A 13,265-nucleotide genomic window follows, 5' to 3' on the forward strand; every position below is an offset into this window, starting at 1 on the left:
CCGAACCACGGGTTATGAAATCGTTTTCTTCAATCGCTGCGACGATAGGTTAACGAGTGGTGCATCGGGGCAACAGGGCGATGCCGAACCGCATGGGGTCGTCATCTCCAGGAAATGAGATCGTTTTCACGATTCTCAGTTCAGTGCGGGCGAACGGAAGCTTCGAGAGCTAGGGGCCGCGGCGCGCCCTTGCCGCCGAACTTCGCGAGCAGGGTTCGCACCCGTGGCTCCCCGAAGCGGACGATCGCCCAGGACAGCGCCAATGTGATCGCGAAGGTGAGCGCGGCGGCGGGCCAATAGGGCGCCCCCAGATCGAGCAGGCCGGCGATCAGCATCGTGCCGAACTTCTGGTGGAGCAGGTAGAGCGGATACGTCATCAGCCCGATCATCGCTGACGCCGGGGGACTGATCTTGCCGGAAAGCAGCGGTTGGATCCGCTCGGCGAAGGCGATCAGGAGCACGCTGCTGGCGAACAACAAGGTCGGCGGGAAATAAGCAGGGTCGACGGCGTTCATGATCCGCCAATGCGCGTCGATCTCGAGCCATGCGGCCACGCACGCCGCCAGCAGAAAGGCGAGCCACGCGGGCCGCGCGCCGAGACGCTGTCCGGTACGGATCAGGATGCCGAGCGCGAAGAAGCAGCCGTGCGGCAGGAGGGTGAGCTGGACCATCCGGTCTGCCGCGGGCGGCACATCCACGAAGCACCACGCCACCCAATAGGCCGCGCTGGCGAGGCCGAGCAGGCCGCCGAACCGCTCAATCCGACCGAGCGAGGTGCCGCGCAGCAGCGTCAGGGTGACGAGCAGGTAGAAATTGACCTCGATCCCGAGCGTCCAATAGCTCTGATCGATCGCGAACATCGGCCAGAACAGCACGGAGCCTAACCACAATATCGCAACCGTGCCGGGCTCCGTGCTGCCGAAGAGCAGGACGACTGCGCCGGCGGTCACCGTCGCGCAAAGCCATGCCGCCGGCACGAGGCGCAGCATGCGCCGGTGCGCAAAAGAGGCGGCGCTCGAACCCTCGGCGGACCAGGCGATCACGAAGCCGGAGAGGACGAAGAAGATCTCGACGCCGATCCAGCCCGTGCTGACGAAAGGCGTCCATCCCGTATCCAGCGGCAGCGTGTGGAGCGCCGTGCCGCCCATCGGCTTCTGCGCAAACCCGCCGATCCAATGGAAGGCGAGCACGATTAGCGCGCAGCCAAAGCGCAGCAAGTCCAAGGCGATGAGGTTACGGGGCCCCCGGCTGGTCATTGCGCAGCAATGGCGCGAAACTGCTTAACATCCCCCCAAGGCGGCTGAGGGATGGCGCTACCGTATCCCAAGGCCTCTCCATTGAGTCATCTCTCAAGCCGCTTTCTTCAACCCGTGATTGAAAAGAAAAGCGGACGCCAAGTCTTTCCGACGAAAGCCTGCGATTCGGCAAAGAGTAATATCGGGATGACGAAAAGAAGGATGCTGGGTCGAGACTCCAATTTCGGAATCTGCGCAATCCGGGCGACGAAGTGCGTCTGGCGCGACGTTCTATCTTGCAGAAAATGTGCTTGAGATGGAGGCGTACCGACGACGCCCCGGGTCGATCGGCGTCAGGTCCAATCGTCGGGCGAGCTGTCGATCCCCGGAATTGCACCTCGCCGACGCGGCCGTTGATCGAAATGATCATCGCGGAGGCCGGCTGCTCGATCAATTGACTCGCGCCAGGCGCTTGAACGTGCCCGGAGTCTTCAGCGCACGAGATAGGGCAGCGTGATCGTAAAGGACGAGCCAGGCGCGAGCTTGCCGCGCGGCTTCAGCCGCACTTTGGTGACCAACGCCTGCGAGATCGCGTCGCCAGGTGTCGGTACATAGGCCCAGCCGGGGCCGTCCGAATAGAAATCGACGTCGTCGGCCCCGTCGCCCGCATTGGTGTAGTTAAATGCCAAGGTCGAGCTCGGCGTGCCGTCGGCGAAGCGGATCGCGGCACCCAGACTCGCGCCGTCGCCGTCGAGTGCGATCGCGGTGCCCACAGTCGTCGGGAGCTCGACGCGAACTGAATTGAGGTCGGTCGCGACGATGTCGGGATTGGCAACGGTTACGGTGACGCGCTTCTTCGCGCCAATGATCGCCTTGGGGAAGACAGTGCCGGCGATCGGATCCCAAGTCGTGGTCGCGCTGACCGCCACGGTTACCGGCTTGGGCGCGACGGTGACGGTGAAGGCAATATCGGTCGATTGCGTCCCCTGGTCGACCGTGCCGAGCGTGCAGCTGCTGCCGACCCAGACCCCCGAGCAGAACTTCCAGGTCCAGGTCACCTTGAACGTCCCGCTATAGATTCCGGCGCCCAGCAACGCAGTGCTGGTCGGTTTGACGTAGAAGGGGACCGCGCTGGCGCTTGCTGCCAATGTGACAGGGTCGATCACCGAATTGTTGAGCAGGTTGATCGCCGACCCGGTGGGCAGTGGGGCCGCGCTCGCGGCAGTCGCGAAGATCTGGTACGCGCCGTCGGGCAGCCCCGAGGCGGTCAGCTTGAAGCCATTGGTGCTGGTGAGCGTCGCGGTGAACACATTCCCGCCGAGGATCGAAAGCGTGGTCCCGCAGTCGATGCCGCCCGGTTTTGAGACGGGGGTCACCGCGCCGGCGCGGATCGCGTTGGGCGAGTAGTTGCCCAGGCTGGAGGCGGGCGGGTTCGCCACGGTGCATGCCGCCGTTGGCATCGCCCAGGTGCCGAGCAAGAAGGCGAGCAGTTGCAGGCCCGCCCTCAACCGGGCCGGCGCATGCTCTCGAAATAATCGCGCATCCGCGTGATGCCGCTCTCCGACAGCGATACGAAGACGCGACGCTGGTCGCGCTCGTCGCGCCGGCGCTGGATCCAGCCGCGCGACATCAGCGCGTCGAGCCAGCGATTGGTCGTCGCGGGCGAGGTTGCCGCGAAGCTGCCCAGATCGCCGACGCTGCGCTCCTGCTCGAGCAAATGCGCCTCGTAGAGCCGCAGCAAGATGTCCCAGGCCGGATCGGAGAACCAGTCCTGCGGCAGGAAACGCCGCCGCGCCTCGCGCCAGCGCAGGATCAGCGCTACGGTCTCGCGGTGCCCGAACCCGCTGTCCGCGCGCTCCATTCGCTCGAAGCCGTTGGCAGTCAGTGTCTGGATCGCGGCGGTGCAAGTGTCCTGCGTCTTCTGAACATGCGCCGTTAATTGCGGGAGAAGCGCACTCAGTTCGCCTAACTGCTGCGTCAGATTCCAGGTGTCGATATCGTCCTGCTGATTCATCTCGCTCCGTCTGACACGATTTATACAATAGACCGCATGATTCGCTGGCGAGCAGGGTCGCCTTACAGCTGTCATCGGTCTTAAAAAACCATTGTTTATTCATACATGTTTCCGTGACCAAACGAGTGAGTCAAGTCGTATTTTGAAATACATCCGATGTTGCAGATGTTTAGTTGTCACTTTGAGAACATATGTGAGATTGTTTCTGAGATGTTTCGATCGAACTTGACGCGTAACGATACGAAGGGTCCCTGGCGCGTGTAGCGCTCGGCTTCGAAGTCGCGATCGCGATAGCCGGAGATGTTATAGCCTGCGCTGATCCAGAGATCCTTGCCGGGCGAGACGCCGACATTGGGGCCGAACGCGAAGGCGGCGGACCTGTCGGTCCAGCTGTGCTGCACGCTCCCCTGGACGCCGACGTCCATATTGCGACGGACATCCTTGCGGATCTCGATCCCGACGACGTCGATGAATCCGTCGAGGGTCTCGTCGGCGTAGCGGCCGCGGACATATTTGGCGCCGTAATAGACGCTCGCCTCGAAGCCGTGCGCGACGCCCTCGTCGCCCGAACGATAGCCGAGCGCGAGATTGTTGATCACGCGGGTGGTCGCCAGATTGCCCTGCGCGAAGCTCGGCACGTCGAGGACGTTGTTGGCGGAGACACCGGGATCGGCATTCTCGTGACGCAAAGTAAAGCGCTCGAGCAGCGACCAGCGGCTGTCGACCGGGCGCAGCGCAAGGGCGAGGTCACCGGTTGCCGAGCTGACCGCCCGGCCCTTGGCGTCGGTGGTGCGATAGGCGCGCAACGACGAGGCGAGCGTCCGGCCTTCGCCGAGCATGCGCAGCAGGTTGCTGGTCAGCCCGAGCCGGCGCGATTCGTCCGAGGTGCGGAACTCGGCGCGACCGTTCCACGACCAGAGCTCGCTGCGATAGGCGGCGCCTGCGGTGACCGCGAGGAAGTCGCCCTCGCGAACATTCTGGCCGAGGATCGAGCTGCCGATTACCGGGCGCGACAGGCTGGTCTCGGGCACCTGGCCCGAGACGGTGCGGCTGCCGTCGAGTGTCGCGTCAATAGTCCAATATTTGCTGACCGGCAGCGACTGGCTGAGGCCGTATTGCGCGAAGGCACGCGTGCCGTTCTCGCCACGCGCCGCGTCGAGCGCCTGCCGGTTGATCGTCGAGAGCAAGCGTGCGCCGGCCCAGGGAGTCACTTCGAAACCGACCCGCGCGTTATGGGCGCGATAGTCCTGGCCGGTGGCGATCTCGTAGCCGCCGATCAGGCGGACGCCGTGCGGCAGCCGCCAGCTCGCGCCGAGCTGCTGGCGCGCGGGGAAATCGGTGCTGGCATCGGCGCCGCCGAGGGGCAGCTGGGTCTGGCCGGTGACTTCCAGCTTGTTGTCCAGCAGCGACTGGGTGCCGCCGAGGGTGAGCAGGGTCGAACGTCGCGCCGCCCCGCTGGCGTCGCTATCGTCGGCGAGTTGGGCGCCGGCGAAGATCATGCTCGACGCGCGGCGATATTCGAGCCGTGCCTCGGCTGCGGTGCGGCTGGCGGCGCTGGTCAGGTCCTCCTGGTGCCAGGCCGATGCGGTCGCCGCGAAGCCGCCGCCGAGCTGGATGCGCGCGTCGCCGCCGACCTTGCTGGTCCCCGCCTCGCCGGCATTCTGCTGGCCGACGCCGAAGCCGCTGTCCTGGCGACGCACATAAGCGAGCGCGTCGACCCCGCCGCCATGATGTTCGGCCTCGACGTTTAGCGCCTGCGCCAAGCGCAGCCCGTCGCGACCACCGGTGGCGAGCTCGGCGCGGATCTCGACGCCCTCGATTGGCTTCGCGCGAAGATCAACGCCGGCAACCGTAGCGTCCGACTGGCTCTGGTCGTGGAGCAGGCTGGCGCCGAGCTCGAGCTTGCCGCGTGCGAGCCTGACGCCGCCGCGGCCGCCAGCCGCGAGCTTGTTGGTGCCGCCCGGCGTCTCGTAGTCGACGAGGATGAACACCGGATTGAGCTTGGCGTCGCGGCTGAGGATCGGCTCGCGGAAGCGGATCGTGCCGGCGACCGGGTCGATGTCGTAATCGATGTGGCGCGTGAGGACCTTGCTGTCGAGGATGCGCTCGGGGCGCAACCGGTCGCGGGTCTCGAGCGTGATCTTGTCGCTGTTCGGCACGATGTCGCGCGCGGACAGGCGATAGGGGCCGCTGAGACCGTTGCCCTGGATCTCGTCGCGGCCGTAGCGGTCCTGGTCGCGCGCGGCGAAGGCAGTGAAGAAGACGTGGTCGCCCGACGTCTCGACCTTCACGCCGTTCAGCGTGCGGCTATAGCGGGTGAGGCGCGTGTCGACGAGGCCGGTCTCGAAATCGCCGAACAGTGCGTAGAACGCCTTGCGCTCGAGCCGGAGATAGAGCTTGCCGCTGGTCGGCGCGTCATAGGCCTGCGCGCTCGCATCGCCATAGACGGTGTAATAGCGGTTGGGATCGATCGCGCCGAGCTTCCCGCGATCGGGATCGCGCGCGCGATCGCTGTCATAAGCGAGAGTCAGTAGCCACGAGCCCCTGATCCGGCCCTTGGCATAGAGCGCGAGCTGGCCGTCGGTGGCGACGCGGTCGCGCGACTTGCCGGCCAGCGCGCTGCTTTTGCTGCGCAGCATGTCGAATCCGGCAGTGCCGCGCGCGAAGCCGACCACCATCCAGTCGCGCGCCGGGGCGGAGAGCCACGCCTTGATCTCGCTGGTCTGGGTCAAGCCCTCGTCGGCGAGCTTGATCGTGATGTGCGCGGCGCCGGCCTGGCTGGTCGGCTGGAGCGCGACGAAGGCGAGGCCCTCGTCGCCGACGACGCGTGCGGTCGCCTCGGTGCGGTCGAGCCCGGCGAGCTTGCGGCCCTGTTGCGCCTCGATCTCCTGCGCGGCGGCAAAAGGCTGGTCGACGCGGAACGGCACCATCGTGCCGGCGCGGACCGGGCGGCCGTCGTGATCGGTGACGCGGATCGCTACCAGAGGCTTGGTCAGGCCGTCGGCGACGAGGCGCGACTTGTCCTGCACCAAGTCAGCGCGCAGCGGGACATTGGCGTAGTGGACAGTCCGGTCGAGCGTCGCGACCACCGTGCCGGCAGCGTCAAGCACGCGTGCCTGGAGCCGATTGTCGCGCGCGTCGAGTGGAATGCCGCTCCAGCGCGAGACGGCGACACCGCGCGCGGTGTCGACATCGGTGCCGTCGAAACTCAGCGGGTCGACCTGACGGCCGTTGATGCTCAGCGCGACGCGCTGGCCCGGCTGGTGACGGATGACTACGCGGACCGCGGGCGAGCGGGGGTTGTGGTCGACCTCGGGGAACAGCCAGTCGACGCCCGGCGTCGCAGTCTCGAGCCAGTCGGCACGATTGCCCGCGGCGACGGCGTCGTCCACCACGGCCACCGGCAGCGCGGTATCTGCGGCAGCCTTGACGCCGGTCAGGACGAGCTGGAAGTCGGCGCGCTGCAGACTGCCGCCGCCGCCCTCGACGAAGCGCGAGACGTTGCTGCCGGCGCTGCGCGTGTCACGGTCGCAGGTGGCGGGGGCGTGCGTCGCCGGCAGGCTCGCCGTGTCGATCGCGACGACATGGGTGCCGGGGCGGACGCCCTCGAAATGATAGAGCCCGCTCGCGTCGGTGACGGTGAAGCTGCCGTCCTCGAGGACGATGCGGATGCCGATGACTCCCTTGCGTCCGCGCGCGGGATCGTTGCAGCCGCCTTCGGTGACACGGCCGGTAAGCACCATCGCGTCGGTCATCAGCAGCGACTGGATGCGCACCGAGGCGCTCGCCTCGCTGCTGCCGCCCGAGGCGGTCCAGGCACGCGCGCGGTTGACCGCCTCGCCGGGCCGGGCGCCGGGAGCGACCGCGAGCACATAGCTGATCGCGGTGCTAGCGCCCGCCGCCAAACGGGGCAGCTCGAAGCGGAGCGTGCGGCCATCGCGCGACACGGTCGGCTCGTCGGCGCCGCGCGTGGTGCCGGCGCGGTAGCGCAACCCGGCGGGAAGCACGTCGTCAATCGCGACCCGGCCGATCGTCGCAGTCTCGGACACGTTCTTGAGGTCGAGGCGATATTGGACGAACTCGCCCGGCGAGGCTTCGTGCACCGAAGCGGTCTTTTCGAGTACCAAGGGATCGAGAAGCACGCTGCGCTTGATGATCGGATCGACGGGGACGTCGATATGGACCGGCTCGGGGTCGGCGAGCGCGAAAACCCCGCCATAGGACGCGTCGCTGATCCGGAAATTGCCGGGAGGCCCGGTGCGCTTGGCGGCCTCTTCCGGCGCGACACGCGACGGCGCCGAATATCCCCCGGGCGGCGTCACCTGGAGCCGGTATTTGCCGACCGGCGCGAGGGGGAAGCGGAAGTTGCCTGGCGAGAAGGGATAGACCTGGCCGCTCGCATCGGTGGCGCTGGTGCCCGTGATCACGGTGTTGGGATAGGCGCTCATCCCGTCGTCGCCATAGACCATCGCGGCGGGCTCGCCGGTCGCTTCGTCGATCAGCGTGACGGTGGCGCCGTTGATTAGGTCGCCGGTGAGCGAATCGAATACATAACCCTCCGGATCGATCAGCACGATCGCGTCCGATGAGAAGCTGTCGTCGCTGCCGTCGAAACCGATCCAGATATTGCCGGTCGCGCGCGTGCTGATGTCGCATGCCGCGAATTCGGGATGCGTGCCCGACGCCGAAATGCCGCCGGCGAACACCCCGGTATCTTCGGCGGTTTCGGTGAGGGGAACCTTGACCGAGATGTCGCCCGACGAAACTTTGATCCAGGCAGTCTCGCGCTTGGTAGAATCGTGATTCTCGCCCTGGGCATCGAGCTCCATGATCATCGCCTGGCCGCGCTGGATCGCGGCGAGCGGCGGCGCGGCGGCGAGTTCCGCCGGCGTGACCATGCTGGGGGTGAATTGGAGATCGGGGTCGGTCTGGCAGGCGAGACCCATATATTCATAGGCCGCCGGGATTTCGTGGAAGCGCATCTTGGTCGGGCGCTTGGCGCGATCGAGCGTCACGGTATTCGACGCAATCTGCTGCGGGCCCGCCGCGCTCTGGAAGCTGAGGGCTGCGGTATTGCGAATCACCTGTGCCCCCGCGGTCGGGATCGACAGCGTGGCGGCGGCGAGCGCCAGGGCGCGGCCAAGCGCGCGCAAGGGGGCGGAAATTCGCGTCATGGGGGAGCCTGAGGGTATTCGGCGCGCGGCGGGGGGGAAGCCGCGCGCCGAAAGGTCGATCCGCTTAGTTGACGAGCACGCGGAACGAGACCGACATCGACGTCGATGCCGCGACCGAGGGCAGCGTCGCACGCACCGTGGTGCCGTCGAACGAGCCGCCATAAAGGTCGGTCTCGTCGGCGCCGGTGGCGTTGTCGTCCTCCGAGGTGCCGAGCAGGATGCAGGCGCCGAGGATGCCGGAGGTGCCGACTGCGATCGATCCGGGAACGAAGGTGCTGTTCGCAGGCACCGCGTCGCTCACGGTGATGTTCGTCGCAGCGCCGGGGCCGGCATTGTTGATCCGCATGCAATATTCGACCACCGCGCCGGGGATCGGGTGCGGATTGACTAGGAAGTTGACCGGATCGCTGATCACCGTCGCGCTCTTGACCAGGGTCACCACCGCGGTGGAGATGCGATAGGCGTCGAACGCGCGCTGCTGGCCGTTGCGCGGCTGGTCGAGCAGGCCGGTATCGTCGGCGAAAACGGTTTCGACCGTGGTCGGCGAGTCGGCGACGAGGGTCGAGCTGGCGACCAGATCGGCGCCCAGCGTGCCGCCGCTGCCGCCGGTCGCGGCGATCGCGTTGAGCGAGACGATCGCGACTTCGGCGCCCGGCGTGTTGGGGACGTTGCCGACGATGAACACGGTGACCGTCGCGTCGGGCGAGAGCTCGTCGATGAAGGTCGCGGTGTCGACACCGGCGTCATAGGTTCCGTTGCCGTTCGAATCGACATAGGCCTTGAGGCTGTTCATGTTGAAATTGTCGACGCCGAGCAGCGGGATCGAGACGAGCTGCTGGTCCGCCTCGAGGCGGAAATCCTGCACCGAGTTGGTGAGGTTGGTGACGGTGAAAGTCGTCACCTGATCGGTGGCGCCGATCGCGGTCTGGGTCGGCGCGCCGCCGACTTCGGCGACGGCGAGGTTGACCTTCTTATCGACCACGAAGCTGGCGACGTTCGACGACACCGAGGTCGGCGTGCCGCCGACTTCGTAGCTGACGCTAGCCTGGTTGTTGACGCTGGTGCCGGCAGGGGTCTGCTGGGCTTGGGCGGCGGTGCCGCCGACGCTGGCGGCGAGGGCGGCACTCCCGACCAGGCCGCACCGCAAGTTGAATTTGGACATGACGAACTACCTTTGCTGGATTGGAACGGGAATCACTTGAGGATGGCGCGGAAGGCGACCTGGCCGCCGGCACCGGGGGCGACCGGCTGGGCAAGGCGCCAGCGGACGATGCGGACGTCGGCGGCAACCGCGGGGCGCAGCGCGGCGCCGTCGCGGACCTTGAGCGCCGCGAGCGGGCCAAAGGTCTTGCCATCGATCGAGAGTTCGGGCGCGGCCGAGCCATCGGCCGGTCCGGCATATTGCATCGCCGCGGGGACCGGATTGGCGATCACAAGCCCGGTCGCGGGCTGCTTGCCCGTGTTGCGATAGTCTAGCTGGTAGACGATTCGGTCGCCCGGCGTGACGCGCGCGGCGGGGACCAGGCTGACATGGGTGGTGCCGTCGGCGGCGGCGCCGCGCTTCTCGGCGAGCACGCTCGCCTGGATCTCGACTGTGCCCGCGACCGCCGGAGCGGCGGCGAGCAAGCCGGCAAACAACAGGGAAAGACGCATGGATGGGCTCCTCACTGGATCGTGACCTTGAATTGGATGATGCGGGTCTGCGGGGTGGCGATGTCGCCGAGAACGACGGCGATTCCCGCGCCGTCGAAGCTGCCTGCGTCGCCGTCGGACGCATCGCTGAGCCTGGCGCCGTCGAGCGTCAGGCTGCCGGGCACATAGGTCGTGCCGGCGGGAATGGAGTCGCTAACTGCGGCGCCGCGCGCGGTACCGTCGCCGCTGAAGCGTGCGGTGAGCGAATAAGTGATCGTCGCGCCGCGCTGGACCGAGGCGCTGCCATCGGGTGCGAGCACCGACTGCGCCTTGACCAGCGCTGCCTGGGGAACTGCGCCCGGCGTGATCGCGAAGCGCAAATTCGCCTCCGCGGTGGTCGCGCCGACCAGCGCCTCGACGCCCTGGTCGCCGCGCCCCACGTAGAGCGTGCCGGGCTTGCCTGAACCAGTCGCGGCGCGCGCGAAGATGTTGAGCGCGCCCGCACCGGTTGCCGCGGGGTCGAGCAAGGCGAGCAGCGCCAGCGCTTGGCCGGGCGCGAGGATCGGCGTGATCGCATTGTCGATCAGCGTATCGCCTGCGTCGAAGACGCCGTTGCCGTTGGTATCGAGTGCGAAGCCGCGTAGCGCGCCGCCTGTGCCTTCGGTCGTCCCGGCAAGGTAGAAGCGCTCGTTACCGTTGCCGGCATTGGTGAGCGTGAACGCCGCGGAGGGCTGTCCGGCGGCGAGCGTCGATCCGCGTGCGGCGAGACCGATATCGAGCAATTCGGCGACGCGGATTGCGGCGGTGTTCGAGGCGACGTGCGCCGGGTTGCCGTCGATCTCCATGTCGGCGACCGCGAGGTTGACGATCGGCGTCCCCGCACGCTGGGCAAGCGCGGGCGCGCCGCTCGCCAGCACCGCGATCGCCGCGCCGTGCAGCAGCAGCGTTCCTTTCCTCTTGCGCGTCGATAGAGTCATTAGGGGCCTCGAAATCGCGCAGAGGTCCTCCGCGTGAAGCACGTGCTTCACGCGTGGCGCGTCTTGCGACGGTTCAGAAAATCAGTGCAGTGCGGCGCGCGCCCGTGGGGCTATCGCCGCCAAAGCGGTGATCGGTCGGTCGCCAGCGCGCGCAGAATCCCGCCGAAGCAGCGCGCACGGTCGAAACCAGTTAAAGGGACTATCCTCAAGCTGTGCGGCGCAATCGGGCCGCCGTCTCTTAGCTTATAGGAAGGACGGTTAATCGAATCGGGAAGAAAAACTTCCGATATGAACCATCATATTTCCAATTTTATTGATATGCCGCAGAGAGTTAAGTAATTCTACTGAGAACTGGCCAATCACCAGAATTTACCATCTTCCTCAACAGGGCCTGTTCACTGCGCTTCGATCGTTGGTCCGTATCGAGGCAAAAAGGGGAGTGGCGAAGAATAGCGCGGCGGCACTATCGCTGGCTTGCTTCCAGCTTCGGGAGAAAGAGAAAGTCTCTATCGTTCACCGGTACCGATAAAGTCGAACGCGATAGACACGCCTCTGCGCCGCGTCCGTGGAGAAGAGGCGCAGCGATTGTCCCTGACCGTTCTCGTCGCCGTTGAGACGGCGCCCGGTCACCGTCCCGGTTTCGAGCAACAGCTGCTCGTCTATGCTTTCGATCCCGACGATCGGAGGGCCGGGGGTGTCGGCAGTGAAGGTGAGTTGCGCGTCGCCGCTCCCGATCACCAGGAACTCGTCGGGGCCCGTCTGGACGAACAGCGCGGCGGCGCGGCTGGCGGGATTGACGCTGCCGTCGGGGCCGCTGGCGCGCGACATGTTGACGACATAGTCGCCGATACGGCCGCGTGCGTTGCGTTGCGCCTCCCCCTCCATGATCACCGTCTGCAGCTGGCCCTCCGCCTGTTTCTGGAGGATCAGCGGCGCCAGGCGCGCGAGCTGGGCATAAGTGCCGCCGATGGCGGCATTCGGATCGCCACCGACGCCGAGGCCGATGCTCGCGTCGCCCGCGAGCACGGCCGCACTGTCGCCGTCGATCCCGAAGGGCGAGAAGCCGATCGCCCGCAAGGCGCCGATGGCGTAAAGCGCGTTCGCCGATCCCGCCGGGCCGCCGCGTGCTTCCGGCACGAAGAGCGGATTGTCCGCGCGGCGATAGGCCGACGCCCAGGCCACGAAATCGTCGAAATATATGTCGGGCGCGAGGAAATCGAGCGACGGCGCACCAGCCTTCCAGATGTCGAGCGACGACGGCAGCGGGCCACCCGAATTATATTGGCCGGGCTCGTAATTGGGCCGGATCAGCGCGGCGTTGGTGAACATCGGCAGCGGATATTCGTCTTTGCCTGCCGCGGTGACCTTCTCGACATAGGTCGCGTACCACCACGACATGAACAGCGAGTCGGTCAGCGAGCCGGCCCCAAACACTTGCTGCCAGTTGCCCGCGCTTCGCGCTCCGGCGGCTTCCCACGCAGCCTTGAACTCCGGGTTGAGCGCCTGGCGATGCTCGCCGATATAGCGCATCAGGGGCTCGGGGACCGGCCCCGCAAAGGCGGCCTCGGCAGCCGGGGAATGGTCGCGCGACTGCGGGATGACGCCCACTTCGTTCTCGACCTGCACGAACAGGACGGTCTGCTGCACGCCGTCCACCGCGCGCAAATGCCGCATCAGCTGCGCGAACGCCCGCGCATCGGCATCGCGCGATGCCGTGGAGAAGGGCGACAGCCGCTCGGTGCCGCGGCCGTCGCTCGTCTGGACGCGCTCGAACCGCGCGAAATCGCGCTTCACCCAGGCGGGCACGTAGCTCGAATAGGTGTTCTTCCACGATCCGAACCACAGGATCACCAGCCGCAGGTCGTGCGCGCGGGCCCCCTTGAGGAGGGCATCGACGTTCCCGAAATCGAACTTGCCCTCCTGCGGCTCGATCGTCTCCCAGGCGACGGGAACGAGCACCGTGTTGAGGTGCATCGCTTTCAGCTTGGGCCACACCGTCGCCATATGGTCGCTGCTGCTCGAACTGGAATTCTTCGTCTCGCCGCCCAGCACGAGATATGGCTTGCCGTTGACGATGAGCTGCGTCGCGTCGCCGCGACGCTCCAGACGCGGCACCGGTGGCGTGCCGTGTTGCGCGCAGGCTAGGTCCGCCAGGCCAAAGGTGGCCGCCAAAGCGATGGGAAGGGCACCCAAAGCGGACCGTTTCATGCAACCTCCTGGGCGGACACCGTAT

At 66.6% G+C, this 13,265-nt stretch carries 8 protein-coding genes; all 8 read right to left on the bottom strand.

The features are described 5' to 3' along the window. Positions 1–140: 140 nt before the first annotated feature. The 8 genes from AC3WJI_RS06870 to AC3WJI_RS06905 all read right to left on the bottom strand — a co-directional run bounded on the left by AC3WJI_RS06870 (position 141) and on the right by AC3WJI_RS06905 (position 13,240). Positions 141–1,256, bottom strand: coding sequence for an acyltransferase family protein (locus AC3WJI_RS06870; RefSeq protein WP_492756513.1), 1,116 nt, complete (start codon positions 1,254–1,256; stop codon positions 141–143). A 470-nt stretch (positions 1,257–1,726) separates the two neighbouring features. Then, positions 1,727–2,743: a spore coat protein U domain-containing protein gene (locus AC3WJI_RS06875; protein WP_492756514.1), complete on the bottom strand. Its 1,017-nt coding sequence runs from the start codon at positions 2,741–2,743 to the stop codon at positions 1,727–1,729. Next, positions 2,740–3,249: a MarR family transcriptional regulator gene (locus AC3WJI_RS06880; protein ID WP_492756515.1), complete on the bottom strand. Its 510-nt coding sequence runs from the start codon at positions 3,247–3,249 to the stop codon at positions 2,740–2,742. Before AC3WJI_RS06880 ends, AC3WJI_RS06875 begins: the two co-directional genes overlap by 4 nt. Before the next feature lie 176 nt (positions 3,250–3,425). Next, positions 3,426–8,423, bottom strand: coding sequence for a hypothetical protein (locus AC3WJI_RS06885; RefSeq protein WP_492756516.1), 4,998 nt, complete (start codon positions 8,421–8,423; stop codon positions 3,426–3,428). 64 nt (positions 8,424–8,487) lie between these two features. Continuing rightward, positions 8,488–9,585 (bottom strand): hypothetical protein, encoded by a 1,098-nt coding sequence (locus AC3WJI_RS06890; RefSeq protein ID WP_492756517.1) that lies wholly within the window; start codon positions 9,583–9,585, stop codon positions 8,488–8,490. 32 nt (positions 9,586–9,617) lie between these two features. Continuing rightward, the gene (locus AC3WJI_RS06895; RefSeq protein ID WP_492756518.1) at positions 9,618–10,076 is read right to left on the bottom strand and encodes a hypothetical protein; all 459 of its coding nucleotides are present in this window, start codon (positions 10,074–10,076) and stop codon (positions 9,618–9,620) included. A gap of 11 nt (positions 10,077–10,087) precedes the next feature. Then, positions 10,088–11,032 (bottom strand): hypothetical protein, encoded by a 945-nt coding sequence (locus AC3WJI_RS06900; RefSeq protein ID WP_492756519.1) that lies wholly within the window; start codon positions 11,030–11,032, stop codon positions 10,088–10,090. Between the two features lie 513 nt (positions 11,033–11,545). Beyond that, positions 11,546–13,240, bottom strand: a complete 1,695-nt coding sequence (locus AC3WJI_RS06905) for a GH35 family beta-galactosidase (protein ID WP_492756520.1) — start codon at positions 13,238–13,240, stop codon at positions 11,546–11,548. Positions 13,241–13,265 lie beyond the last annotated feature (25 nt).

Source organism: Sphingomonas sp. FW306-1B-B10E (assembly GCF_058782005.1).

What these genes read in the sequence shown, in the direction of transcription:
- AC3WJI_RS06900 (WP_492756519.1), bottom strand. Translation starts at nt 11,032, where the DNA reads ATGACTCTATCGACGCGCAAGAGGAAAGGAACGCTGCTGCTGCACGGC.
- AC3WJI_RS06895 (WP_492756518.1), bottom strand. Translation starts at nt 10,076, where the DNA reads ATGCGTCTTTCCCTGTTGTTTGCCGGCTTGCTCGCCGCCGCTCCGGCG.
- AC3WJI_RS06905 (WP_492756520.1), bottom strand. Translation starts at nt 13,240, where the DNA reads ATGAAACGGTCCGCTTTGGGTGCCCTTCCCATCGCTTTGGCGGCCACC.
- AC3WJI_RS06890 (WP_492756517.1), bottom strand. Translation starts at nt 9,585, where the DNA reads ATGTCCAAATTCAACTTGCGGTGCGGCCTGGTCGGGAGTGCCGCCCTC.
- AC3WJI_RS06880 (WP_492756515.1), bottom strand. Translation starts at nt 3,249, where the DNA reads ATGAATCAGCAGGACGATATCGACACCTGGAATCTGACGCAGCAGTTA.
- AC3WJI_RS06885 (WP_492756516.1), bottom strand. Translation starts at nt 8,423, where the DNA reads ATGACGCGAATTTCCGCCCCCTTGCGCGCGCTTGGCCGCGCCCTGGCG.
- AC3WJI_RS06870 (WP_492756513.1), bottom strand. Translation starts at nt 1,256, where the DNA reads ATGACCAGCCGGGGGCCCCGTAACCTCATCGCCTTGGACTTGCTGCGC.